Here is a 26,516-nt window from a genome sequence, read left to right on the forward strand (position 1 = left end):
ATTAATAACAAGACGAGCAAGAGTGAAAGGAGGCAAATTTTGACTAGAAAGCAAGGGTTTATCAAAAGTATTTGGTTAATAGGTTTAGTATTAATTTTTAGTACGCAAGTAATGGCTGAAACAAAGGCCGATTATGAAAGTAATGGGTCAGTAGGTTTTTATGGGAAATATGTTTTTCCTGACAAAGAAAAACCAGAAGTCCCAGACCCAGGCGTAACCCCGCCACCGGTAGTTAAACCTGCCCCAAAACCTAGTGTCACATTGCCACAAACAGGTGAAAAGGTAACAGAGTTAGTAGCAGTGACAGGAATGGTCACGTTATTAAGCATCTATTTAATAGTAACTAAAAGGAAAGAGGTAGGAGAATGAAAAAAATCACATTAGGGTTAAGTACATTATTAGTAAGTGGTGCTGTTTTAAGTGCAACGTTAGTCGAGGCAGGAGAAACGGGGGCCGAATATAAATCAAATGGTTCAGTTTTCTTTGAACCTAATACAGACCCAGTTGATCCAGTGGATCCAACTGATCCAGAAATTCCAGTTGATCCAGTGGACCCAACTGATCCAGAAGGTCCAAATCCAGGAACGGATGGCCCACTAAGCATCGACTACGCGTCATCACTTGATTTTGGCAAAAATAAAATTACTAATAAGAATGAAGTTTATTTTGCTAATGCCCAAACTTTTAAAGGAGACCATGAAGGTGAATTCCGAGGTAACTATGTTCAAGTTTCTGATAATCGGGGAACTAATGCTGGTTGGACGCTAACAGTTTCACAAAAAGGTCAGTTTAAAAATGATGCTGCCAAAGAATATAAAGTCTTAACTGGTACAAGCATTAAGTTCACACAGCCGAAAGCTAATTCGAACATGATTGAATCAGTTAAAGCCCCAGCAGTCTCAGAATTTGAGCTAGATCCTAATGGTGCTGCTAGTTTAGTTATGGCAGCGGCTGAAGGTTCAGGTGTTGGGACATGGGTTGATTATTTTGGAACAGCCGAAGAGATGACTGTCAATGGCGAAGTAATTCAAAAAAATAAAGCCATTACTTTATCAGTACCAGGTTCAACGCCAAAAGAAGCCGTTGAATATCGAACAACATTAGTTTGGACTTTAACAGACACGCCTGGCGGAGAAGTTAAATAATAAAAATATATCAATAGAGGAGAAATAATAATGAAAAAACAATTATTTGTAAGTGCAGTAGTATTAAGTTCAATGGTTTTAGGAGCAACAACAAGTTACGCAGCAGCAGGTGCTTCAGAAGGTAAACCGGCGAAACGTGACACTGCAGGTCAAGTCTTTTTTGAAGAAAATGATGGTCCAACTGTCCCAGTTGACCCAATTGATCCAGAAATTCCAGTTTTACCGATTGATCCAATTGATCCTGAGAAACCAGTTGAACCAGGAACGGACGGTCCATTAAGTTTAGATTATGCTTCAGCTTTGAATTTTGGTAAACAAAAAATTACTTCTCAAGATAAAGTTTATTATGCAGCAACACAAGAAGTTGTTATTGAAGGCGTTCATAGCCAAAAACCTTTATACGCCCAAGTAACTGATGGTCGTGGTGAATTAGCTGGTTGGTCATTAGCGGTTACGCAAAATGGTCAATTTAAAACAGATGCCGGCGTTGAATTAAAAGGTGCTGTGATTAAGTTTATTAATGGTCAAGAAGAAACAGTCATGGAATCACCAGCTCCTTCAACAGTTACAAGTGACGTGGAACTAGTTGCTGATGGTTCAGCCAGCTCATTATTAATGAAAGCTGAAAAAGATGAAGCTGCTGGAACTTGGATTTACCGTATGGGTGATTTAGAAACGATGGAAACTAGTGTCCAATTACACGTTCCAGGTAAATCAACTAAATTAAAAGAAAAATATACAACATCATTGACATGGTCTTTAAGCACATTACCAGGAACTGAAGTTGGCGAATAACAACATTTACGAAAAAAATTAATTATAGAGGAGAATATAAAATGAAAAAAACAAAAACAATTATCGGGGCAGCTTTATTATGTAGTATGGCTTTAAATACAAGTGTGGCTTTAGCAGCTGCAGGCGCAACACCAGAAGCACCAGCTAAAAGAAACACAGATGCAGTTGTAACATTTAAAGAAAGTAAAGATCCAGTTAACCCAGTTGATCCGATTGACCCAGAAATTCCAGTTGATCCAATTGACCCAATTGATCCAGAAAAACCAGTAGAACCAGGAACAGATGGTCCATTAAGTTTAGACTATGCTTCAGCTTTTAATTTTGGTGAACAAATTATTACACCAAGTGACAAAGTTTACTATGCTGCCACTCAAGAAGTTGTTATTGAGGGAGAACATAGTCAAAAACCATTATACGCTCAAGTAACAGATGGTCGTGGGTCAGAAATTGAAGCTGGCTGGAACTTAGCAATCAAACAAAATGGTCAATTTAAAACAGAATCAGGCAAAGTTTTGAATGGTGCTGTTATTAAATTTACAACAGGTCAAACAGAAACCGTTTCTGAATCAAAAAGCCCAAGTACTGTTACTGCCGATGTTGAATTAGTTGCCGATGGTTCAGCTACTTCTAAATTAATGGAAGCGAGCACCGGTGAAGGGGCTGGAACACATATTTATCGTTTAGGTGACCTAGATACAATGGAACAAGGTGTCCAATTACATGTGCCAGGTAAATCGACTAAAGTCAAAGATAAATATACAACATCATTAACATGGATCTTAAGCACAGCACCAGATCCCGGTGAAGGTGAAGAGTAAGCAATTCCAAGTCGATAGATAAGGCATTAATTAATAGCTAAATAAAAAGGAGAAAATAAAATGAAAAAAATATTAGTAGGAACATTATTATTCAGCACAGTTTTATTAAATGCGACACCAGTTTTAGCGGCGCCAGGAGCTGAAGAAGGGGCACCAGCGAAACGAACGACTGATGCCATTGTCAAATTCAAAGAAAACAAAGATCCAGTCAATCCAGTAGATCCGATTGATCCAGAAATTCCCGTTGATCCGATCGATCCAACTGATCCTGAAAAACCAATTGAACCAGGAACAGGTGGTCCATTAAGTTTAGATTACGCTTCAGCTTTGAACTTTGGGGAACAAAAAATTAGTTCAAAAGATGAAACTTATTACGCAGCAACTCAAGAAGTCGTTATTGAGGGCGAACATAGTCAAAAACCATTATATGCTCAAGTAACAGATAATCGTGGAAGTTTAGAAGGATGGGAGTTGTCAGTTGCCCAAAATGGCCAATTTATTTCTGGCGATAAAGAATTAACAGGCGCAACAATCACTTTTAAAATGGGACAAAAAGAAACTGTTTCTGCTTCACCAGCCCCTGGGACTGTTGTTGAAGAAGTGATTTTACCAATCGATGGAACATCAACAAAACTTATGACAGCAGCCAAAGGTCAAGGTGCTGGAACTTGGATTTATCGTATGGGAGACTTAGCAACAATGGATAAAGGTGTAGAATTAATGGTTCCAGGTGCGTCAATGAAACTTAAAGATGCAGAATATAAAACCACATTAACATGGTCATTAAGCGTCTTACCAGGTAACGAAGAAGGCGGAGAATAGTCTCATTTGTTCTAACTAAAGAATGAAAAGTCCTGTATGTTGATTAGGGTTAGCCTGAATTAGGACTAGTTTAATCACATACAGGTTTTTTGTTAAGAAAAATGTGAAAACGAAGTTAAGGAAAGGAAAGAAATAATGAAATTAAAAAATAAAATAATCCCAAGTATCTTGACTTTCTTTTTGATGATTATATTTTTTGGTGCAAATGCTGAAGCTTCTCAACTGAACTTTAGTGTAAATCCAACAATTCCGGAAAAGATTCAAGTAGATAAAACTAAAACCTACTATGATTTAAAATTAGCTAAAGATCAAACGGAAACCTTTGAAGTAACGTTAAAAAATCATACTAAAAAAGACGTGACGGTTTTAACGAGTTTCAATCGGGCAACAACTAATATTAATGGCATTGTTGAGTATGGTTTAAATGAAAATAAAGCCGAAGATCAATTAGAAAACGATATTGAAAAAATTGTAACGATTGATCAGCCGGAAATAGTCGTTAAACCCAATGAAGATAAAGTCGTTAAGTTGAAAGTTAAAATGCCTAAAAATGATTTCGAAGGAGTTATGGCGGCTGGTATTACATTTAAAGAAAAAGGCAATGAAGGAGATCAAGAAGATAGTGAACAAGGTCTAGCTATTAAAAATGAGTATGCTTATATTGTCGCTTTCTTATTACATGGAAATAAGCTTCAAAAGGATATTAAGTCCGAATTAGAACTTGGTAAAGTTCAAGCAAACCAAGTTAATGTTCGAAATGTAATTACAGCTAATATAAAGAACGTTAAGCCGAAATATGTGAATAAAATTGAAGTTGATGCGAAAGTCACTAAAAAAGGCAGCTCGGAAACACTTTATAAACTGAAAAAGACAGAGTTACAGATGGCACCTAATTCTAATTTCGATTATGCGATACCTTTAGATGGTAAAAAATTAAAAGCAGGTACGTATTTGTTGAAAATGAAGGTGAATTCGTCATCAGGAGATTGGGAATTCGAAAAGGAATTTAAAATTTCAGCAGAAGAATCCAAAAAATATAATGAACAAGATGTATCAATTAAAAAAGATTACACTTGGTGGTATGTTGCTGGTGGGATCTTACTACTCTTAATCATTCAATTAATTGTGATGTTAATTATTAAGAAAACTAAGGCGAAAAAAAAGCGACAAGCTTTAGAAAGTAGTAGTAAACATCGGCCAAAAAGAAACCGAAGTAAAAAGAAATCTAGAAAATAGCATTATAAACCAGAACAAATGAGTATGTGATTTTATTGAGAAAGGGGAACGAGACAAATGAGTACGATTGCTTATCTTAAAATTGATTTACCAGTAGAGATTAGTACCCAATTGAATCAAATCCAAAGGTATGGGTTTGATTATTTATTTGTCGAAGAAAGTTGGACGATGGATAACCCAGAGTTAGGTAAAGTGTTAACAAAGCTAAATAAAAATAATGTGTTATTAATCTACAGTTTAGTTACAGTTTGTAAAAATAATGAGTTATTTGAAGTAGTCAAGAATAAAAATGTCCGTTTAGTTAGCTTAGACGAGAAGGTAGACACCGAGAAAAAAGAATATGCTGAGCTGATTAATAACTTTAATTTAATTAAAACAACAGAAAAAAAATTACGCTCCCTTAAAATGCAAAACATCATTCAAGAAAGAAAAAAAGAAGGGAAGATGGTCGGTCGACCGACGATTACTGCTGATAAAAAAGAAGAAATAGTTAGTTTATATCAAAAAAAGTTGTCATTAAGAGAAATCGCTACAATCGCTGGTACTTCTCTTGGAACTGTTCATAAATATGTCCATATGGACGTATAATATTACTATTATCTTTCAAAGTAAGGCGAAAAGCTTAAGCAAATAAAATAGTCCATGACATTTAAAAAGACTGCTGTCGAATTGACAAACTCAACGGAAGTATTTTAATTTTAGGGATATTTTGCTAAGGAATCATGAAAGATTAATACTAGAGTTTCGGGGGCCGTGACCTTTGTTTAATAAATAGTTTCCAAAAGATAAATAGACAATAAAGGCTCCTGCAAGTTAGAGTGTTACTCTGGTTTGCAGGAGCCTTTATAAGTAGTTAAGTCAAAAGTCTATTCTTCAACTAAAGTATAGCCATTATCTAGTAATAGTTTTTCTGATTGGCGCATGCTTACAAAAGTTGGATCTTCAGCACCATCTGACATCGAACCAGTTAATTGCGTGATTTCTTTGTAATCTGCTACAGTATAATCAACTTCAGTTATTTCAGTCATTGAGTCATCACCATAATCAATGCTATGTTTAACACCTTTAACGCCAGCGTACTGCTCTTCAATCGGTGCAAACATTTCTTCAGCATCTTCTTTAGTAATTCCCATTTCACTATAAATAGCTTTTGAGTTAGTCGCTTGAGTCATAACAATATCGCCTTTATAAGTGTAAGTCATAAAAATTTCAACGCCATTCATCTTTTGCGTGAATTTTTTAGTTTGCGCGTTTTTCGTATCAGCTTTTTCTGAAGACTTTTTAGTCGTTTCTTTAGCCTTACTTGTCGATTCTTTAGTATCACTAACTGATTCTTTTGTCGATTCATTAGTGACTTCCGTTTTAGACTCTTTAGCGCTGTCTTTTTCTTTCGGTGCTGAACAGGCTCCAACTGTTAGCCCAACTGCCATTAATACCAATACTTTACCCCATTTTTTCATAAAATCCTCCTGTTTACTTTAGTTCATTAAACCATTATTATATAGTATTATTTAAACAAAAGCGATAGTTTCAGCGGATTTAAGTGGAAAAAGTTAAATAAGAGCGAAAACCTTCCTAAGGAGTGAATAAAAAATTAATCATTCCTAAGTCTTAGGCTATAATAAACAGAGAAAAGCGTTTAGAAAGGAATGTGCCATGAGTTATTTACACGAAGTGATTCAACCAGATGAATTATTAGAAGTTAAGTTATTTGATTTTAAAGCCGACAGTTACGAACGAGTCATTCCACCCCATTGGCATGCGAGTGTCGAATTGCTTTATTGTATCGAAGGGACGTTAAAGATTCGCAAAGATAATCGGGAGTTTTTACTGAAACAAGGGGATGTGATGTTACTAAACTCGAATGTGGTTCATTCCACAAATAGCCCTAGGGCTAATCATATCTTAGTTATTCAAATTCCTTATAGCTTTATGCAACGAGTAACTGAAAATGCTTATAATACTACTTATATTTTTGAATTAAATAGTGTTGAGCAGCCAGTTAGTTCAGAAATTAGCGTGATTTTAAAAACTTTAGCTGCTGAAATTAGTCAAGTTGGTTTAGAAGCCAGATTAGGGAAGAAAATCAAGCTGTATCAGCTGAGTCTAGAGCTGATTAAATATCATCAGCAGAGGATTGATACTAATGCCAGATTAAAAACCATTGAAATTCAAGAAAAAATGTTAGTCATTGTTGACTATATAAAAAAGCATTTCCAAGAAGAGATGCCTTTAGAACATATAGCCGAAAAATTTAACTATTCAGCCACGTATTTTTCTCGTTTTTTTAAGAAGAATATGGGAACAACTTTTTCTGACTATTTAACGATGATTCGCATTGAATATGCCCAACATTTATTAACTCATTCCCAATGGACGATTTTAGATATCTCTTTAGCTTCAGGTTTTAATCATGTTAGAACGTTTTTTGCCGCCTTTCAAAAATATCATCAAATGTCACCAAGCGATTTTCGTAAAAAAACAAGATGACAAAATACTTCCGAAATCATCGTAATAAATTACCGTAAAAAGTATAATGTAACCGCTATACTAGTGATGAAGTATAAATTAAGGAGGAAGTATGATGAAAGAAAAGGTAATTGCTTGGTTTGACAAGATTAATCCGGTATTTGATAAGTTAGGAACTAATATTTATTTACAATCGTTATCGGCAGCAATGATGGCAACTTTAGGGCCAGTCTTTTTAGGCTCAATGAGTTTGTTAATGGTGATTTTTATAGGTAGTGGTGGAAAAAATATTGCCTTCTTACAAGGTTTTGTGCCGATTCTAATGCAAGTGACTAATTTTACAATTGGTGCTATGGCAATTTATGTCGTTTTATTACTAGCTAAAAATTTAGTCAATAAATTAATTCCTGGCGATGATGGAATTTCAGCTGCAATTATTGCTTTAATGAGTTTCTTAATTGTGACCCCAGCAGCTACTGCGCAAATTGATGGAGCTGATGTTAATGTGCTGCCAACAACTTGGCTTGGTGCTCAAGGAGTCTTTTCAGCTATTATTATTGGTTTACTAGTAGGTAAAATTTATGCTGTCATTAAAAATAAAGGTTGGACAATCAAAATGCCAGAAGGGGTTCCGCCAATGGTTTCCCGGGTCTTCGAAGCCTTGATTCCAACAATTGTGATTGGCATTGGTTTTATTATCATTGCGAGAGTCTTTTTATTAACACCATTTGGCAGTATGCATGAAATGGTTTATACAATTATTCAAGAACCCTTAAATGGTCTAGGTGGCACAATTGGGGCGATGATTGTAATTAGCTTGTTACAACAAATTTTATGGTTCTTCGGCATTCATGGAACAAATGTCATTATGCCAATTATGATGCCGATTTGGATGGCTCTCGACATGGAAAACTTAGAAGCTGTTTCCCGTGGTGAAACCCCACCGAATATTTTAGGGAATGCTTTTTTCACAACGATTACGTGGGGCGGTTTAGCCTTAGGTTTAGTCATGTTAATGCTTTTCTCGAAAAGCAAACAGTACCGGGAACTTGGTAAAATTTCAATTATTCCAGCAATTTTTGGAATAACGGAACCCGTCATTTTTGGAACGCCTTTAGTTTTAAACTTCAAATTAGCTTTCCCATTTATTTTCAATAACTCAATTGCAATTGGTTTGTCTTATGTCTTAATTAAAATGGGGATTGTTGCCCGCTTTACAGGAGCAGCCACGGTCTTTGGTTTACCAGTAGGAGCATTTGCGGCGATTCAAGGGAAAGGCTCAATTATTGTTTTGATGTTAATTATTCAATTAATCTTAGCGCCTCTATTATGGTACCCTTGGTTTAAATGGGCAGAAAAAGATGCAGTCAAAAAAGAATTAGAAGGAGCTTAAACAATCATGAAAAAAGAACAATTAGTCGAATTATTGGCTGACTTAACAGTGAAAGAAAAAGTCGGTCAACTAGTTCAATTGTCAGGAGATTTTTTCCAAGAAGATGAGGCCATGCTCGTAGGGCCACAAAAAAAATTAGGCATCAATGAAGAGATGGTAGACTTAGTCGGTTCAGTCTTAAATGTCACTGGTGCTAAAAATATCCATACAATTCAAGATAACTATTTAGCTAAAAGTCGTCATAAGATTCCCTTGATGTTTATGTCAGATATTATTTATGGCTACCGGACAGTTTATCCCATACCTTTAGGTCAAGGAGCAACTTGGAACCCGGAACTGATTGAAAAAGGCTATCAAAAAATTGCCCAAGAATCAGTGGCCGGTGGGGCTCATGTGACTTTCGCACCGATGGTTGATTTAGTCAAAGATCCACGTTGGGGGCGCTGTTTAGAATCTACTGGGGAAGATGTCTTTTTAAACTCTCAGTACGCAGCCGCGATGGTCAAAGGCTTTCAACATGATTTTGATAAAGGCCAAGGCTTAGCCTCATGTGTCAAACACTTTGCCGGTTACGGCGCCGGTGAAGGCGGCCGTGATTATAATCATGTGGATATGTCAGAACGTCGTCTTCGTCAAGAATATTTACCAGCTTACCAAGCAGCCATAGAAGCTGGCAGCAAGTTAGTTATGACTTCCTTTAATACGATTGATGGCGTACCTGCCACTGGTAATAAATGGTTAATGAATGACTTACTACGAGGGGAATGGGGCTTTGATGGTGTCGTTATTAGTGACTACGCCGCTGTCCAAGAATTAATTACTCATGGTTATGCCGAAAATGAAAAAGAAGCAACTTACTTATCAATGGCAGCGAGTAATGACATTGATATGAAAACTGCTTGTTATTCTAATTATTTAGAAGAGCTAGTGGCGGAAGGCCGTATTTCAATGGCGCAATTAGACCAAGCTGTTATGCGAGTCTTAGACTTGAAAAATCAACTAGGCCTATTTGAAGATCCTTACCGTGGAGTAACTGTTGCTGGGGAAGAAGCTTTAGTTTTTGCCCCAGAAAATCGGGAAATTGCCCGTGACATTGCTAGTGAGGCCATGGTTTTATTGAAGAATGCTAAAAATGTCTTACCTTTATCACCAAAGCAAAAAGTTGCTTTAATTGGACCTTACGCGGATAGCCAAGAGTTAATGGGCTTATGGGCGGTTCATGGTCAAATGTCTGATGTCACCACAATTAAAGAAGCCATGTTAGAACATAGCGATCAAATCACTTACGTTCAAGGTTGTGATATGCTAGAAGATTATACTTTCTTAGGGGAATTTGGTTTTTCTCAAAAAATCATTTCCAGTATTCAGCTAACTGCTGAAGAAAAAGAAAAAACGAAACAAGCTGCCTTAGCAGCAGGTGAGGCTGCCGATGTGATTGTCATGGCTCTAGGTGAACACACCTTACAAAGTGGGGAAGCGGGAAGCCGGACAAGTCTTAGAATTCCTGAAAAACAACAAGAGCTTCTGAGAGACTTACAAAAATTAGGCAAACCTCTTGTTCTAATTACGATTAGTGGTCGGCCCTTAGTTTTAACCGAAGAGTTTGAGTTAGTTGATGGCTTAATTCAAGGGTGGTTCCCAGGAACGGAAGGGGGCCATGCTTTAGCTGATATTCTTTATGGTCAAGTCAACCCGTCAGGTCGCATTACGCAAAGTTTCCCTTACAATGAAGGTCAGATTCCCGTTTATTACAATCATTATAGTACGGGACGTCCTGAAAATAATTCTCAACATAGTGGTCGCTTTGTTTCAAAATATTTAGATGCCCCAAACCAACCCTTATTCGCCTTTGGTTATGGCTTGTCTTATCATCAAACAAGTTATTCAAACTTAGTCACTAATCGAGAGACTTTCTCTCAGACAGAGCCTTTAACAGTCTCAGTTACAGTGACAAATGACTCAGAGATTGCAGGTCAAGAAGTCGTGCAATTGTACATTAGAGACTTGTTTGCTAGTATTGTCAGACCAGTCAAAGAACTTAAAGCGTTCCAAAAAATTAGTTTAGAAGGGAAAGCAAGTCAGACTGTGACTTTTGAAATTACCGAAGAGATGGTTCGTTTTTATGGTAAAGATCTCCAAGAGCACTCAGAAAAAGGCGAATTTGAAATTTTTATTGGTAAAAACAGTGAAGTGACTGAAAGTGTCATGGTTAAATTAGTTTAAACAGCACCGCTTTTAACAGAAGTTACGGGAGTCTTCCGTAACTTCTGTTATTTTTTAGATTAAAATTCAATTAAATCTTTACTTTAGTTTTTTAATAAGTTATCATAAAAAGTATGTTTTTAGAATAGTCTGAAAATTATGAATCTTTTGAAATTATAAGTTAGGGTGTGTTGGAATGAGTTTGTTAGTTGCATTTATGTCAATAGCAGTTATTTTAGTTATCGGAGAATTAGTTTCCACTAAAACAAATGCTTGGATCCCTTCAGTGTTTGTCTCAGGAGTCTTGTTCTTAATCGGTTTTTGGACGGTGTTACCTGATGATTTAATGGAAACAGCCGGAATCTCGCCGGCGTTATCAACGTTGTTTGTTTATTTATTAATTACCAATATTGGGACAATGCTCTCTTTAGATGAATTAAAACAACAATGGAAATATGTCATTATTTGTTTAGTAGCAATGGTCGGTGCCATTGTTGTGATTTTTGGTTTTGGTTTGCTTTTTGCGGATTACAATACAGTAATTGTTGGAACACCACCACTATTAGGCGGGATTGTTTCGGCCTTGTTAATGTCCGAAGCAGCTAGTAATGCTGGCTTAATGGACTTATCAGTCTTAGCAATTGTCATTTATGTTATGCAAGGCTTTGCCGGTTACCCTTTGACTTCAATTGTTTTGAAAAAAGAAGGCAAGCTAACCTTAGCTTTACACCGTCAAGGCAAGTGGCATAAATCAGCAGGAGTCACTAGTGGGGCAAATGTGCCAGAAGCAGACATCAAGCTGTTTAAATTTATCCCTAAAGAGATGGATACTGCCAGTTTCACCTTATTAAGAATTGCTTTTGTTGCCTTTTTAGCGGTTCAATTTTGCCAGTTGATTGACCCACTTGTTTCGATTAGCTCTTTTGTGATGTGTTTAGCCTTTGGCGTGATTGCTCGCTATGTTGGCTTTTTAGAAAAAGCACCTTTAACAAAGGCAAATTCTTATGGCTTTGCTATTTTAGTCTTAATGGCCTTTATCTTTGATGGTTTGAAACGAGCCACACCAACGATGCTGATAGACTTGATTGTCCCAATGTTAGTCATTATTGTTTCAGGTGTGATCGGTTTATATCTCTTTTCTTGGGTCGCGGCGAAAGTCTTAAAAATTAGTCCGTATATGGCCTTTGCAACATCTTTAACTGCTCTTTACGGCTTTCCTGCCGATTATATTTTAACGTTAGAAGTTGTTAAAAGTTTAACGGACGATCCAGAAGAGCAAGAAGTCTTAAAAGATCATATGTTACCACCAATGTTAGTCGGCGGCTTTGTGACAGTCACGATTGTCTCCGTCGTTTTAGCCGGGATTTTTGTCCAATTAATTAGATAAAGAAAGTAGGTTTCACAATGTTAAAAAATTTAAGTCAATTATTTCAAGCAGAAGCAGAAAATTTAGTTAAGGTCAGAAGACAGTTACATCAACAACCTGAGTTATCAATGGAAGAATTCGAAACAACTAAATTTGTCGCAAAAGAATTAGCAGCCTTAGGAATTGAATATAAGCTAGGGGAACCGACTGGGGTGATCGGAACAATTTATGGCGGCCAACCTGGTAAAACGGTTTTACTACGAGCAGATATGGATGCTCTACCTGTGCCAGAACTAAATGAAGGGTTAAGTTATAAATCGCAACAAGCCGGCAAGTCTCACGCTTGTGGTCATGATGCCCATACCGCCATGTTACTGACGGCTGCTAAAGTCTTAGTAGAAGTTAAAGAAGAATTAAAAGGCAATGTGCGTTTAGTTTTCCAGCCAGCAGAAGAAGTGGCTAAAGGCGCGAAAGCGATGATTGAACAAGGGGCTTTAGCAGATGTGGATAATGTCTTTGGCATTCATATTTGGTCAAGTGTGCCTGTGGGGCAAGTCAGTTGTTATCCGGGACCGGCTTTTGCGGCGGCGGATATTATTAAAATTAACTTTGAAGGGATTGGGGGCCATGCCGCGATGCCTGAACAGACAGTCGATGCGGCAATTATTGCTTCTCAGTTTGTTAGCAATGTTCAAGCGATTGTTTCTCGGGAAATTGATCCATTACACCCGGCTGTTGTAACGATTGGTCGGATGGACGTCGGGCAACGATTTAATGTGATCGCTCAAGATGCGTATCTTGAAGGGACCGTTCGGAACTTTAACGAAGGAACTAGAGGGATTGTCGAAGAAAAAATTACGCACTATGCTGAAAATATCGCAGCTTTATACGGTGGCACAGCTAAAGTTGTTTATGAGCGCATGACAGAAGTCGTTGACAATGATCCAGCTTCAGCCCAATTAGTTAGTCAAATTACGTCTGAAACCTTTGGTACTGAGGCCCTCGGCGCACCAGCTCCAACTATGGGAGCAGAAGATTTTGGTTTCTTTATGACTGATACTCCAGGCGCCTTTGCCTTAGTTGGCAGTGCTAACCCTGAAAAAGACAGTTGTTGGGCTCATCATCACGGCCGCTTCAACATTGATGAAGATGCCTTGCAAGTCGGGGCAGAGCTCTATGGTCGCTACGCAGTCAGCTTTTTAAACGGTTAAGTTTAGCAATTAAGAATGACTGTTACTTTGTGTGACTTAAAGATAAAAAAAGATACTGGCAGATTATTCTCAGTTTATGAGAGAAATCTGGTCAGTATCTTTTTTCTTGTTAGCTAAATGGAAATCTTACCAACTACCGCCGCCACCGCCACCACCACCGCCACTAGAGTAGCCACCGCTACTTGAGGAATCGCTATCTGAACTGAATGAGTCAGAAGGTGAGTAACTAGTGCGATAAAAATCGTGATGAAGTTGATTAGAAAAAGTTGAAACATTAAACGCCTTTTTTCCTCGATTAAAGCTTAACCATTTAGGTGGTTTAATGCCATAAGTTTTAAATTTTCTAGCAAAAGGCTTAGTCAGACCAAAAACTTCTGCATAGAGAAAGACTTCGTAATAAAAATCTGGTTGCTCAGTCAGTAATTCCTTGATTTCAAGGGGAGTTAAGGTTGTTAAGTATCGGCGATAACTTAATAACTCTCCGTGAAGTTGATTGCCAAAGTCAGTTCGTCGTGGACTGCGACTAATTAAAATTAGTAAGAAACTAGTTGTTAATAAACAAGCTAATGCGATATAACCGTAATTTGTTTGCTCAGCTTTAGTCAGTAATATGAGAATAAAACCAACAGTTAGAGTGATCAAAGGTAGAGGGAGAATGCAAAAGGCTACTAACCGTTTTAAATAATAAGTTAAGCCATCTTCATAAGCCAGGCCTTTGCGAAGCTTGAAGTAACAAACAATGGGGAGACAAAGGAATATCGTAAAAATTAAAGCTAAAAAGAATGAAAGAGCTGAGATGAAATACTCAGTTCGTAAAATAAAAATAAAGAGACTAAGGTAAATCGTTATTACTAACAAGAGTGACAGAAGTGCATGCCTATTTTGACTTTTAGGTTCAATCGTGGCTGTGACAGTCGGCCTTAACTTTTTCTCGACTGATGAACGGGCATCAGTTAAGTAAGTATGAAAGTTACTTTTGAGAGTAGCACTTGTAGCAAGCCAGCTACTGCCTGGGAAAAGCCCAGCCATCATGTGGTACTCATAAGCTTCTGCGGAAGGCGGTAACTCTTTCAATTTAGTTAAAATGAAAAAAGGTCGTTTTTGGTAATCGATTGTAAGATAACCCCCTTTAGCTAAACTGAAAATAATTGTCATTAAGTCACGATTAGTTAGTTTTCCTTTTAAAAGATAGGCAGCTTCAACTGGTGTCAGATTTCCTTGTAGCTGGGTAACTGGCAGCAAAGCTGTGCTTTTTGACCAAGTGTAACGGCTAGCTAGGTGAGTTCCGCTTAAACAAATGACACTAAGTAAAGTAAACCATAACAAATCATATTCGCTGCCATTCCGCGCATTAACGTAATAATCAGGTGGTAAAACCCAATAGACAGTTAAGCCATGTCCTGGTAAGAGGGGGCCAACGACTTGCCCAGTTAAGTGACGACCTTTAACTTGGTAGTTTACTTCTTGATCAATAATCTTGCCTGAGGCGTCACCAACAATGACATCTAGCTGGCTAGTTGCCGCCTCTTTCGGAAGCTCGATTGAAAAAGAAGCTTCTTTAATTAGGTGTTGCCAATTTTGCGGAATGACATTGTAATAAAAGTCATCGATTTCTTCAAGGCCGTCATCACCAGGGTTCCATTGATAACTAAATTGATAATTTTTATAGCCTAGATAATATTTATTTGAATTGCCAATCCGAATGTGTTTATCGTCATCTTCGGTACTAACTTTAAATTTATCATCTAAAACCTTAATTTGACTGACTTTAGCAGTGTACATTCTTTCGTCGATTTCAAGTCCATCGGCTAATTTCCGGTAGAAGCTACCTCTAAAGGGAATATTCCGTTGAATCCCATGTTTTCGTGACCCGAAATCCATTGTGATTGTTTCGTTAACGTCATAGGAATGATCAAGGTTAACAACGATATCAACATGAAAACGTCGAGTGATATCTTCTTCAGCAGCCGTTCCGATAAAAGTACCTTTAAAAGAAAACAGAGCAAACAAAATCCCAATTTTTATAAATAAATTCTGATATCTCGTCATAAATAGCCACCTTTCCTCTTTAATAATACCCTATAATGAATAAAATGTTTAGTTGAAAAGTTAAATCAATAACAAGTTACTTAGTTAGTTGTCAGTGAAAATACTTAAGAAAGCTTTGTTCGTAATTCTTTTCCCTTGACTTGAAAACCCTTTCTTTTTAAACTACAAGTATCAAAAACAACAAGTTCGAAAAGGGAGCTTAATTTGTTTTTAATATGATAGTTGACAGGTTGATTGATTAGCGCATAAGTTCGTGTTAAATAGATAGTTCCGATGATTGATTGTCGTCTCATGTTTGAAGGAGTTGAGCAGCTATTAAAAGTTACTAGTGTTTAGCAAGGAGGAAATATGAGAACAAAAAAAATAATTAGTAGTTTGCTACTGTGTGCGGTTGCTTGGTTCTTAGTTGCTTGTGCAGCAAATGATCAAAGCGGGGAAGAGCAAGTGATAATCGGTGTTGCTATGCCCTCTAAGGCGATTGAACGTTGGGATAAAGATGGTAGTTACATGGAAGAATTTTTAGTCGAAAAAGGTTATGAGGTCGATTTACAATATGCTCAAGATGATGTGCCGACTCAAGTCTCACAAATTGAAAATATGATTACTAAAGGAGTTAGTGCCTTAGTCATCGCAGCCATTGATGGTGAAGCCTTAACAGACGTAATTGAAAAAGCGACGAATGAAGAGATTCCCGTTTTAGCCTATGATCGTTTAATTATGAATGCTGATGGGATTGACTATTATGCCACCTTTGACAACTTTAAAGTTGGGGAGCTTCAAGGTCAGTATTTAGTTGATGCCTTAGAACTTGATGCTAAGGATGACCCTCAGGCGATTGAGTTATTTGGTGGGGCGCCAGATGATAATAACTCGCACTTCTTTTTCGATGGGGCGTTCTCAGTTTTAGAGCCTTACATTACAGAAGGTAAATTAGTTATTAGAAGTCAGCAACAAGAGTTTTCTCAAATTGCTACATTGAACTGGGATGGGGCAGCGGCCCAAGCTCGAATGGATAACTTGTTAAGTGCTCATTATGCTGATGATGATATTCATGGTGTGTTAGCCCCCAATGATGCTCTAGCTACTGGGATTATATCTTCCTTAAAAGGGGTCGGTTATGGCAGTGGGAACCGCAGTATGCCAATTATTACTGGTCAAGATGCGGAAGTCGCCTCAGTGAAGTCAATCATCGATGGTGAGCAAGCAATGACGGTTTTTAAAAACACTCAAACTTTAGCGGATTTAGCTTCAACGATGATCGATAATTTATTAAATGAAGAAGAAGTTGAGATTAATGATCTAGAAACCTATCACAATAATTTAAAAATTGTCCCCACGTATATGTTAGAGCCAGTTGTCGTCACAGTAGACAATTACCAAGAGTTACTAATTGATAGTGACTATATTAGTCAATCAGACCTTGATTAACCTTAGCAAAAATAAGGAGAAACGATGAAAGAGAGTATTTTAACAATGGCTAATATTAGTAAAAGTTTTGGCGGTGTTCAAGCTTTAGATAATGTTAGTTTAGACATTCAAGCAGGGGAAATTCATGGCATTTGTGGTGAAAATGGGGCAGGCAAATCAACGATGATGAAAATTTTAAGTGGGGTCATCCCAGTTGATGACTTTCAAGGAAAAATTCAATTTGAACAGCAAGACTGTGCTTTCAAATCAGTTAAAGACAGTGAGGCGCAAGGAATTGTCATTATTCACCAAGAATTAGCTTTGATCCCCTACTTATCAATTATGGAAAATATTTTTTTGAGCAATGAAATTGCTAAGTATGGCATCATTGATTGGTTAAAAACAGCGGAAGAAGCCCAAAAAATCTTACAGCAAGTTGGCTTAGTTGAAGACCCCCAGACTTTAGTTGCCAATATCGGCGTCGGGAAACAACAGCTTGTGGAAATTGCGAAAGCTCTCTCGAAAGAAGTTAAAATTTTAATTTTAGATGAACCGACGGCAGCTTTGAATGAAGGGGATAGCCAAAAATTATTAGATTTATTAAGAGAATTTAAAAGAGCAGGACTGACCTCAATCATTATTTCTCATAAATTAAAAGAAATTTTAGCCATTGCTGACAGAGTAACGGTCATCAGAGATGGCAAAATTATTGAGACGTTAACTAAAGAATTAGGAAACTTAACAGAAAAAAACTTAATTAAAGGGATGGTTGGTCGTGAATTAGCTAATCGTTACCCTCAAACTAAATTAACAATTGGGAAAACGATCTTTAAAGTGGAAGACTGGACAGTCAATCATCCCCTAGACATTAAACGTGAAGTCGTTAAGAATGTTAACCTTCAGCTTAAAGCTGGCGAAATTGTTGGCATCGCCGGCTTAATGGGGGCAGGGCGAACAGAACTAGCCATGAGCCTTTTTGGTAGAGCGTATGGTAATTACGTTCAAGGACGGTGTTACATAAAGGGGCAAGAAGTTAATTTATCCACAGTCCCTAAAGCAATTACTGCTGGGCTAGCCTATGTAACGGAAGATCGGAAACGGAACGGTTTAATTTTACTTGAGAGTATCTTGAAAAATATCTCTTTAGCCAGCCTTAGGAAATTTTCTGACAAGCTTGTCTTAGAAAAAAATCAAGAACGGCAAGTAGTTACGGAGTACCAGCAACAATTAGGAATTAAAAGCCCTAGTCTAGAGGCTGAGGTAGCAGGTTTAAGTGGTGGCAATCAACAAAAAGTAGTCTTAGCAAAATGGTTGTTGACTGATCCAGAGATTTTAATCTTAGATGAACCAACTCGTGGAATTGATGTTGGGGCGAAATATGAAATTTACCAACTCATTCAAGAGTTGGCGAAAAAGGGCAAGGCAATTTGTTTAATCTCTTCAGAATTACCTGAAATATTAGGGATGACGAATCGGATTTATACGATGAGCCATGGTCAGATAACTGGTGAATTTCATACTCGTCAAACGAACCAAGAAGAGTTAATGGTTCACATGACAAAACAGGTAGGTGCTTATGGAAACTAAAAGAAAGAGTTTGTTTCACGTTATTAAAAGTAATTTTCAGAAATATAGTATGTATTATTTTTTGATTATTATTATGTTAAGTTTTCAACTGCTGACAAATGGGACCCTACTAAAGCCTTTAAATATGACAAATATCATTTTACAAAACAGTTATATTTTAGTTTTAGCGATTGGGATGATCATGTTAATTGTCCTAGGTAATATTGATTTATCTGTAGGCTCAATTACCGCCTTTACAGGTGCTTTAGCAGCGGTTTTCATTATCCGCTTTAATTGGCCAGTCCTATTAACGATGGTTGTTTGTCTTTTGATAGGTGGCTTAATTGGTGGCTTTCACGGTTTTTGGGTGGCTTATGTCAAAGTGCCAGCTTTTATTGCGACTTTAGCCGGAATGTTAGTCTTTCGAGGTTTAACGATTGTTATTTTGGAAGGAAAGTCTATAGCGCCTTTCCCTCGTCTGTTTCAATTAATTAGTTCGGGTTTTTTACCGGACTATCAACAAGGGGGAGACTATCACGGGACAACCTTAGTTATTGGTGGCCTCCTTGGAGGACTATTGTTATGGAAACTAATTAAAAAACGACAAAAGGCATTGGCATATGGCTATCAACAAGAGCCTCTTAAGTGGTTTATTAGTAAGTTAGTTAGTTATCTAGGGGTGTTAGCCTGGTACACTTATTTGATGGCAACATATGAAGGCTTTCCCAATGTCTTAATTGTTTTAGTGACATTGATTTTAGCCTATCATTTTGTAACAACTCGAACGACTATCGGCCGGGGACTTTATGCAACAGGTGGCAATTTACTAGCTGCAGAACTTTCAGGTATTAAAACCAAAAAATTAATCTTTTGGAGTTTCGTTAATATGGGGATGTTGTCAGCCGTAGCAGGTTTGATTTTTTCAGCCCGCTTAAATGCCGCGACCCCAACGGCTGGTAATGGGTTTGAATTAGACGCAATTGCTGCTTGCTACATCGGTGGCGCTTCGGCTTATGGTGGGGTTGGAACGGTTTTAGGGGCAATTGTAGGCGGCCTAGTGATGGGTGTTTTGAATAACGGAATGTCACTGATGGGAATTGGCGTTGATTGGCAACAAGCAATTAAAGGTTTAGTTTTATTGTTTGCCGTTGCCTTTGATATTTACAATAAGAATAAAGGGAATTAATAATCAACTGTTTTACAACAGAATCAAAAATAACCGAGACTAAACCTCGGTTATTTTTGTTTCAACTTATTTTTTTCCAAAGCTAACAAGTAGGCTTTGCGCTCGAGACCGCCACCATAACCACCTAACTGACCATCGGTTTTAATTACCCGGTGACAAGGAATAATAATCGCCAGTTGATTAGCGCCATTAGCGTTGCCGATAGCGCGAAAGGCTTGATCCTTACCTAAAGCTTGAGCAATCTCTGAATAAGAACGAGTCTGGCCGAAAGGAATTTCTTTTAATGCTTGCCAAACTGCTAGTTGAAAATCCGAACCAACTAATTTAAGGGGGACAGTGAAGTCTGTTAACTGGCCACTGAAATATAGTGCAAGTTCTGCCTTAAGCAACTGATTAGGTTTCGTGTCACCAACAACAATTCGGGCGTTATGTTTTTTTCGTAAAGTTTCAATCTCTTTTTCCAGACCGCGGCGATCCGTAAATTCTAATAAGTAAAGTGACTCTTCTGTGGATAAGCTAAACATCGGACCAATCGGCGTTTCAAGTAAATTGCCATAAATTAAAGTGACTGCCGTTTTTTTAGGGGGGTTCCCCATAATTTTAGTGAAAGCATCATTGAAGGCACTCGGCGAGTCGTAACCAGCAGCTAACTGTTGGTCAATGACTTTTTTGCCATTAATAATTTCATTAAAAGCCAAGCCCATTCGCCGTGACCGAGCGTATTGAACAAAGGTCATACCATAGATGTCTTTAAATTTTCGCCGGGCAGTTGCAGAGTGGAGGCCTAAGGCTTGAAAGTCTCGTTCTTGCCAACGTTTCTCAGGAGTCTTTTCCACAGCGGCAACTAAGGTTTTAATTTCCTTAGGCAGACTATGAGGATAAGATAAGGGATGGCATCTTTTACAAGGACGAAAGCCAGCTAAGAGAGCTTCTTCAGCAGTTTGATAAAACTGACAATTTTCAAATTTAGGCTTTTTCGCCGGACAAGTTGCATGGCAAAAAATCCCAGTCGTTGTAATACCAGCAAAGAAAATCCCATCGTAATGAGGATTTTTAGTTAATAAAGCGTGGTAGTATTCTTGTTGTTTTGACAGACTAGTAATCATTTATTAGGACCTCCTTTTAATTAACTTTATTATAAAGTAGTTAGGAAAGCCAATCTTTCGAAAAATGAACAACTAATTTTCAAGAAAGATAGACGGCGGAGCTAAATTAGCTATATAATTATAAAGAGAACAACGTAAGGCAACTTACGAAAGCAGAAAGGTGATTCGATGAAAACATTTATTCAAGACAAACATCAAGAACAGGCAATTAAGTCATTACAACGTATCATCCGTATTCCATCATACTTACAAGAGGGCATCCCAGGAGCACCTTTTGGTCAGGACATCTTAGAGTGTTTACAAGAGACAGTGGCATTATTTAAAGAAGAAGGCTTTGAAACCTTTATTGATCCAGAAGGTTATTACGGTTACGCAGAAATTGGTGAAGGGTCTGACATTTTTGGGATTCTTTGTCACTTAGACGTTGTACCAGCTGGGGCAGAAAGTTTATGGAAAACCCCTGCCTACGAAGGAACAATCAAAGATGGGGTAATTTATGGTCGTGGTGTTTTAGATGATAAAGGGCCAACGATTGCATCTTTATACGCAGTCAAAAGTTTAGTTGAAGCAGGGGTTAGTTTTAACAAAAAAATCCGTTTTATCTTTGGCACAGACGAAGAAAACTTATGGCGTTGTATGGAGCGTTACCACCAAAAAGAAGTGCCGATTGATTTAGGGATAGCACCAGATGCTAAATTTCCTTTAATCTTTGCTGAGAAAGGCTTAATGCAAGTGTATTTAACTGGTCCAGGTAGTTCAGAAGTCACTGTCACTGGTGGCGGTGCTTTGAATGTAGTACCAGATCGTGGGACTTACAATGGTAGGCAAGTAGCAGAACTAAGTGAGAGATTAACCAACTTAGGCTACGAGTTTACTGTGGCTAATCAGGAATTAACGGTAACCGGTCAAGCGATCCATTCTAAAAATGCCCATTTAGGTGTTAATGCGATTACGCGTTTAGCAGAAGGCTTATCGAAGATTACTTCTGAACCTGTTTTTGAATTTTTAGGTCAGCGAGTAGGTAGTGATGGCAATGGGGTCAGTACGATTGGCTTATTTGAAGATGAGGTTTCCGGTAAGTTAACGTTTAATGTGGCAACCCTTGAAGTAAATGAACTTGAAACAAAGATTGGGATTGATATTAGAATGCCTGTTACTACTAACAAGGAAGAGGTTGTTCTGAAACTCCAAGCTGTGGCTCAAGAATTCGGGTTAACGTATCATGAACATGATTACATCGCCTCACTGTATGTACCTAAAGACTCAGAGTTAGTCACAAGTCTGCTAGGGGCTTATCGGGATATGACTGGTGATATGGCAGAACCACAAGTTTCTGGCGGAGCGACTTTTGCTCGGACGATGCCAAACTGTGTCGCTTTTGGTGCCGGCTTTGATTACACGAAAGACACGATTCACCAAGCAAATGAAGAATGGCAACTAACAGAGATGCGTTTAGCAATGGAGATTTATGCCGAAGCAATTTATCGTTTATGTAGTAACTAGAACTTAATAAAAAGACTTCAGAATCAGCAGCTAGCTGCAAATTTTGAAGTCTTTTTTTGTTTAAAAATTCAGCAATTGTCATGACTTGACAATTATTAATGACTATTTTACGATGTAGCCAAAGTAACCATGATGCTAGTCTTTAAACCTAAGGAGGAAATAAGATGTCTTACTATCCAGACATTGCTAAAGTCACTTTTGAAGGTGTTGATTCGACCAATCCTTTTGCCTTCCGTCACTACAATCGCCAAGAAGTAATTATGGGAAAAACAATGAAAGAGCATTTACGTTTTGCTGCTGCATACTGGCACACGATGAACCAAGATGGTTCCGATCCTTTTGGTAGTGGCACGAATCTTAGAACTTGGCTGACAGATGACCCAATGACAACTGCCAAAAATCGGGTGGAAGGCTTCTTCGAAATTTTAGTTAAACTAGACATTGAGTATTTTTGTTTCCATGACAGTGATGTGGCCCCAGTTGGTCAGTCCTTAACAGAATTTTTTGCCAACTTAGATGTGATTACTGATTTAATGAAAAAGAAGATGGCTGAAACGGGTATTAAATTACTCTGGAACACCGCTAACTTGTTCACTCATCCCCGCTTTGTGAATGGGGCTGCCTCTTCTAATAATGCCGACGTGTTTGCCTATGCAGCTGCTCAAGTTAAGAAAGGCTTAGACATTAGCAAAAAACTAGGGGGAGAAAATTACGTCTTTTGGGGTGGCCGTGAAGGCTATGAATCTTTGTTAAATACTAATATGAAATTTGAAGAAGAAAACATTGCTCGTTTCTTTAAAATGGCAGATGATTATGCTAATAAAATTAACCATCATGTCCAATTTTTGTTAGAGCCAAAACCAATGGAACCGATGACGCATCAATATGATTATGACGCTGCTACGACAATGGCCTTCATTCAAAAATATGGGTTAACCGAGCGCTTTAAACTTAACTTAGAAAATAATCATGCCACATTAGCCGGCCATACTTTTGAGCATGAACTAAATGTTGCTCGTAATTATAACGCCTTAGGGTCAATTGATGCTAATCAAGGCAATCTTTTGTTAGGTTGGGACATTGATGAATTTCCAACGAACCTTTACGAAACAACCTTGACCGTCTATGAAATTTTAGAAAATGGTGGAATTGCACCAGGGGGCATTAACTTTGATTCAAAAGTTCGGCGGACATCTTTTGCTATGGAAGACTTATTGACCGCACATATTGCTGGGATGGATACTTACGCTCGTGGCTTAAAAGCCGCTGTTAAATTAAAAACAGAAGGCTTTTTCGATGACTTGAAAGCTAAACGATATGCAAGTTACGCCACTGGAATCGGTAAAAAAATTGTCACTGATCAAATGGATTTAGAAAAATTAACAGCTTATGCGTTAGAAAATACAGAAATTACAAATGAGTCGAATCGTTTAGAACTAGTTAAGTCACGGTTAAATGACTATTTAGTCTAAGTAAAGAAGAACAAAGGAGAATAATTATGGCTTAAATCATCGGTCTAGATTTAGGAACAAGTGGGGTAAAAGGCTTACTCGTCAATCGCCAAGGAGAAGTTCTGCAGACAGCCAGTGCCACTTACCCGTTGTTAACCCCAAAACCAGGATTCAGTGAACAGAATCCTCAAGAATGGCTAAAAGCAAGTCAAGTAGTCATTAATAAGTTAATCGAATTGGAACCTAAAATATTAAGTGAGTTAGTTGCCATTAGTTTTTCAGGTCAAATGCATAGTCTAGTTCTCTTAGACGAAAACAAGCAAGTCTTACGGAATGCAATCCTTTGGAACGATGTTCGAACGACGAAAGAGTGTCAGCGAATCATGGCAGAAAAAGGGGCTGATATTTTAAGGATTACTAAAAATATTGCCCTTGAAGGGTTTACGTTACCAAAAATTTTATGGGTTCAAGAGGAAGAACCAGCTACTTGGGAAAAAGTTAGGAGTCTAATGTTGCCAAAAGACTACTTAGGTTTTTGGTTAACAGGTAATCAACGGATGGATTACTCAGATGCAGCTGGGACGTTGTTATTAGATCTGGAGCAAAAAGAATGGTCTAAAGAAATTATTGAGTATTTCAAGATACCGTTGTCTTATTTACCAGAACTTAGTGAATCTAGTGGCAAAATCGGTGAAATGAAAGAGGAACTAAGGAGCTTATTTGGTTTTGAAAACAAAGTTTCGATTTTCGCAGGTGGTGCGGATAATGCTTGTGGCGCGGTTGCTGCCGGCATTACACGTGAAGGAATTGGCATGAGCAGTATTGGAACTTCAGGGGTCTTTTTAGCTTTTGAAGAAACGGCTCAAGTTGATTATCAAGGGAAGCTCCATGTCTTTCATCATGGGATTAAAGATCGAGTCTATTCAATGGGAGTGACTTTAGCTGCAGGTCATAGCTTAACTTGGTTTAAAAATAATTTTGCTAAAGAGCTAAGCTATCCTGAGCTATTATCAACTCTTAATGAGGTCGAGCCGGGGGCTGATGGTTTATTGTTTACGCCATACATAGTCGGTGAGCGAACCCCTCATTCAGATAGTCACATTCGCGGAAGTTTTATTGGTTTAGATACAAGGCATGAGGTTAAACATCTTGTCCGAGGGGTGATTGAAGGGATTACTTTTTCATTGAAGGCATCTCAGGAGCTAATGACCAGCCAAGCCAATAAAACCTTTGAAAAAATTGTGTCAGTTGGTGGCGGTGCTAAAAATGATCAATGGTTGCAAATTCAAGCGGATATTTTCAATACACCGATAGTGACTTTAAAAGCTGAGGAAGGACCAGGCTTTGGGGCAGTCATGATCGCAGCAGTTGGTCTAGGTTGGTTTGAAGAAATGACGGAGTGTAGTCAAGCTTTCGTAAGTTATGATCGAAGGTTTGAACCGAATCCCGAAGCGGCTCTTAAATATCAAACTATTTTTGACGTCTATAAAAAAGTTTACGGAGCAACCCAAGAAATTAGTCACGAACTTCAAAAACTACGAACCGAAGCTAGTTTGTAAATTCAGTTTAATTAGGGTGAAAAGCCGATGAAATTAACAGTGGCTAGATTTGGTAGTAGTGGGGAAAAGATAATCAAATTAGAGAACAAAGATGGTTGCCAGTTAGAAGTCAGTAATTATGGTGCTAGAGTGATTCGTTGGTTAGTGCCGAACCCTTTGAAGCAGCTTCACAATATCGTTTTAGGGTCAGAGAGATTAGTAGATTATTACGGTGAGGCAGTCTATTTTGGGGCGACGATTGGACCAGTAGCCGGCCGAATTACCCAAGGGAAGTACGAAGATCAAGGGAAAACTTATTACTTAAATCAAAATGAGGGCCAGAATACCCTTCATGGTGGACGAAGAAGCTTCGAATCACAAATATGGCACAGTCAAATAGTCGATAAACCTGGGGAAATGTCAGTCGTTTTCTCCTATGAGCGGCCTGCTGGGATGAATGGTTTTCCTGGCAATCTTAAGGCAAAAGTTATCCATACCTTGACGGCAAAGAATGAATGGCGAATTACTTACTACGCTAAAACTGATCAACGGACTATTTATAATCCAACGAATCATGTTTATTTTAACTTAAACGGGAAGAGGAGCAGTATCGCAAATCATCGATTGTATTTAGACAGTGATTTTTTCCTGCCCCTTAACCGGGAATATTTACCAACAGGTGAGATCCGACCAGTCCTTGGCACAGCCTTTGATTTTAAAAAAAATCCCCAAGGGAGCTTTTTATCACAAGGGTTAATGAGCCAAGATCAACAAAATCACTTAGTTCAAGGGATTGATCACCCATTTATTTTGAATCAGCAGCAGAAGTATCAGGGAATGCTATCAGCTGCCAGTTCTGGAATCACCCTCGGCATGGCGACAACTGCCCCAGCAGTTGTCGTTTATACGACTAATCTTGGTGACAGTCAGTTAAGGATATCGCCAGGTAAGATATTGAAACATCAAGGGGTGACTTTAGAAACACAAATTTTACCAGATGCTATGAATCAGCAGAATTTCGGCTCAATGATGTTGGAACCAGAAGAGTTATTTTTTAGCCAAACAAGTTATTACATTATTTGAGTTGAACAAAACGACTCCTCAACTATTTGTTGTTATTGAGGAGTCGTTTTTTTGTTATCTTAAAAGATAATTAAAAGCCGATGATAATTTAAGTGAGTTCCCTCGTATTATTTGTACTGTTAGTTAAACGTGGTAAACTTGAATTAGTTAGTGGAACGATTATTATGAGA

General features: G+C 37.9%; 22 protein-coding genes. 19 read left to right on the forward strand and 3 right to left on the reverse strand.

Annotated elements, in window-relative coordinates:
• Positions 1 to 39: 39 nt before the first annotated feature.
• From CBF35_RS01345 to CBF35_RS01375, 7 genes are all read left to right on the forward strand, one after another.
• Positions 40 to 369: an LPXTG cell wall anchor domain-containing protein gene (locus CBF35_RS01345; protein WP_170174676.1), complete on the forward strand. Its 330-nt coding sequence runs from the start codon at positions 40 to 42 to the stop codon at positions 367 to 369.
• The gene (locus CBF35_RS01350; protein ID WP_126778092.1) at positions 366 to 1,145 is read left to right on the forward strand and encodes a WxL domain-containing protein; all 780 of its coding nucleotides are present in this window, start codon (positions 366 to 368) and stop codon (positions 1,143 to 1,145) included. The genes CBF35_RS01345 and CBF35_RS01350 overlap by 4 nt, the downstream gene beginning before the upstream one ends.
• Before the next feature lie 30 nt (positions 1,146 to 1,175).
• Positions 1,176 to 1,940, forward strand: coding sequence for a WxL domain-containing protein (locus tag CBF35_RS01355; protein ID WP_126778093.1), 765 nt, complete (start codon positions 1,176 to 1,178; stop codon positions 1,938 to 1,940).
• 41 nt (positions 1,941 to 1,981) lie between these two features.
• Positions 1,982 to 2,758 carry a WxL domain-containing protein gene (locus CBF35_RS01360; protein WP_126778094.1) on the forward strand — a complete coding sequence of 259 codons (777 nt, stop codon included), beginning with the start codon at positions 1,982 to 1,984 and terminating at the stop codon, positions 2,756 to 2,758.
• A 60-nt stretch (positions 2,759 to 2,818) separates the two neighbouring features.
• Positions 2,819 to 3,580: a WxL domain-containing protein gene (locus tag CBF35_RS01365; protein ID WP_126778095.1), complete on the forward strand. Its 762-nt coding sequence runs from the start codon at positions 2,819 to 2,821 to the stop codon at positions 3,578 to 3,580.
• A 135-nt stretch (positions 3,581 to 3,715) separates the two neighbouring features.
• On the forward strand, positions 3,716 to 4,816 hold the full coding sequence (locus tag CBF35_RS01370) for a WxLIP family cell surface protein (RefSeq protein ID WP_126778096.1): 1,101 nt from the start codon (positions 3,716 to 3,718) through the stop codon (positions 4,814 to 4,816).
• 57 nt (positions 4,817 to 4,873) lie between these two features.
• Positions 4,874 to 5,404 carry a recombinase family protein gene (locus CBF35_RS01375; protein WP_126778097.1) on the forward strand — a complete coding sequence of 177 codons (531 nt, stop codon included), beginning with the start codon at positions 4,874 to 4,876 and terminating at the stop codon, positions 5,402 to 5,404.
• Positions 5,405 to 5,682: 278 nt separating this feature from the next.
• On the opposite strand, the gene CBF35_RS01380 is transcribed toward CBF35_RS01375, so the two are convergent.
• The gene (locus CBF35_RS01380) at positions 5,683 to 6,276 is read right to left on the reverse strand and encodes a YehR family lipoprotein (RefSeq protein ID WP_126778098.1); all 594 of its coding nucleotides are present in this window, start codon (positions 6,274 to 6,276) and stop codon (positions 5,683 to 5,685) included.
• 196 nt (positions 6,277 to 6,472) lie between these two features.
• Here CBF35_RS01380 and CBF35_RS01385 point away from each other — a divergent pair, with 196 nt between their 5' ends.
• From CBF35_RS01385 to CBF35_RS01405, 5 genes are all read left to right on the forward strand, one after another.
• On the forward strand, positions 6,473 to 7,306 hold the full coding sequence (locus CBF35_RS01385) for an AraC family transcriptional regulator (protein WP_126778099.1): 834 nt from the start codon (positions 6,473 to 6,475) through the stop codon (positions 7,304 to 7,306).
• 94 nt (positions 7,307 to 7,400) lie between these two features.
• On the forward strand, positions 7,401 to 8,678 hold the full coding sequence (locus CBF35_RS01390; protein WP_126778100.1) for a PTS sugar transporter subunit IIC: 1,278 nt from the start codon (positions 7,401 to 7,403) through the stop codon (positions 8,676 to 8,678).
• 6 nt (positions 8,679 to 8,684) lie between these two features.
• Positions 8,685 to 10,901, forward strand: coding sequence for a beta-glucosidase BglX (gene bglX, locus CBF35_RS01395; RefSeq protein ID WP_126778101.1), 2,217 nt, complete (start codon positions 8,685 to 8,687; stop codon positions 10,899 to 10,901).
• 175 nt (positions 10,902 to 11,076) lie between these two features.
• Positions 11,077 to 12,267, forward strand: a complete 1,191-nt coding sequence (locus tag CBF35_RS01400; RefSeq protein ID WP_126778102.1) for a hypothetical protein — start codon at positions 11,077 to 11,079, stop codon at positions 12,265 to 12,267.
• A gap of 17 nt (positions 12,268 to 12,284) precedes the next feature.
• Positions 12,285 to 13,457 (forward strand): amidohydrolase, encoded by a 1,173-nt coding sequence (locus CBF35_RS01405; RefSeq protein WP_126778103.1) that lies wholly within the window; start codon positions 12,285 to 12,287, stop codon positions 13,455 to 13,457.
• 126 nt (positions 13,458 to 13,583) lie between these two features.
• On the opposite strand, the gene CBF35_RS01410 is transcribed toward CBF35_RS01405, so the two are convergent.
• Entirely contained in the window at positions 13,584 to 15,506 is a 1,923-nt protein-coding gene (locus CBF35_RS01410; RefSeq protein WP_126778104.1) for a DUF2207 domain-containing protein, read from the reverse strand.
• A 348-nt stretch (positions 15,507 to 15,854) separates the two neighbouring features.
• Here CBF35_RS01410 and chvE point away from each other — a divergent pair, with 348 nt between their 5' ends.
• Genes chvE through mmsB form a run of 3 tightly spaced genes read left to right on the forward strand, consistent with a single transcriptional unit; the run spans position 15,855 to position 19,665 of the window.
• Entirely contained in the window at positions 15,855 to 16,934 is a 1,080-nt protein-coding gene (chvE, locus tag CBF35_RS01415; RefSeq protein WP_126778105.1) for a multiple monosaccharide ABC transporter substrate-binding protein, read from the forward strand.
• A gap of 24 nt (positions 16,935 to 16,958) precedes the next feature.
• Positions 16,959 to 18,500 (forward strand): sugar ABC transporter ATP-binding protein, encoded by a 1,542-nt coding sequence (locus tag CBF35_RS01420; RefSeq protein WP_126778106.1) that lies wholly within the window; start codon positions 16,959 to 16,961, stop codon positions 18,498 to 18,500.
• Positions 18,490 to 19,665 carry a multiple monosaccharide ABC transporter permease gene (gene mmsB / locus CBF35_RS01425; protein WP_244922544.1) on the forward strand — a complete coding sequence of 392 codons (1,176 nt, stop codon included), beginning with the start codon at positions 18,490 to 18,492 and terminating at the stop codon, positions 19,663 to 19,665. The genes CBF35_RS01420 and mmsB overlap by 11 nt, the downstream gene beginning before the upstream one ends.
• A 50-nt stretch (positions 19,666 to 19,715) precedes the next feature.
• On the opposite strand, the gene CBF35_RS01430 is transcribed toward mmsB, so the two are convergent.
• Entirely contained in the window at positions 19,716 to 20,771 is a 1,056-nt protein-coding gene (locus tag CBF35_RS01430; protein ID WP_126778107.1) for a bifunctional transcriptional activator/DNA repair enzyme AdaA, read from the reverse strand.
• Between the two features lie 168 nt (positions 20,772 to 20,939).
• Here CBF35_RS01430 and CBF35_RS01435 point away from each other — a divergent pair, with 168 nt between their 5' ends.
• From CBF35_RS01435 to CBF35_RS01450, 4 genes are all read left to right on the forward strand, one after another.
• Complete coding sequence (locus CBF35_RS01435) at positions 20,940 to 22,274, forward strand: M20 family metallopeptidase (RefSeq protein ID WP_126778108.1); 1,335 nt, start codon at positions 20,940 to 20,942, stop codon at positions 22,272 to 22,274.
• Positions 22,275 to 22,438: 164 nt separating this feature from the next.
• The gene (xylA, locus tag CBF35_RS01440; RefSeq protein WP_126778109.1) at positions 22,439 to 23,746 is read left to right on the forward strand and encodes a xylose isomerase; all 1,308 of its coding nucleotides are present in this window, start codon (positions 22,439 to 22,441) and stop codon (positions 23,744 to 23,746) included.
• A 35-nt stretch (positions 23,747 to 23,781) separates the two neighbouring features.
• The gene (gene xylB / locus CBF35_RS01445; protein ID WP_244922548.1) at positions 23,782 to 25,284 is read left to right on the forward strand and encodes a xylulokinase; all 1,503 of its coding nucleotides are present in this window, start codon (positions 23,782 to 23,784) and stop codon (positions 25,282 to 25,284) included.
• Positions 25,285 to 25,311: 27 nt separating this feature from the next.
• Positions 25,312 to 26,346, forward strand: a complete 1,035-nt coding sequence (locus tag CBF35_RS01450; RefSeq protein WP_126778110.1) for an aldose epimerase family protein — start codon at positions 25,312 to 25,314, stop codon at positions 26,344 to 26,346.
• Positions 26,347 to 26,516: the final 170 nt, after the last annotated feature.

It is taken from the genome of Vagococcus salmoninarum (assembly GCF_003987495.1).
Classification (GTDB): domain Bacteria; phylum Bacillota; class Bacilli; order Lactobacillales; family Vagococcaceae; genus Vagococcus_D; species Vagococcus_D salmoninarum.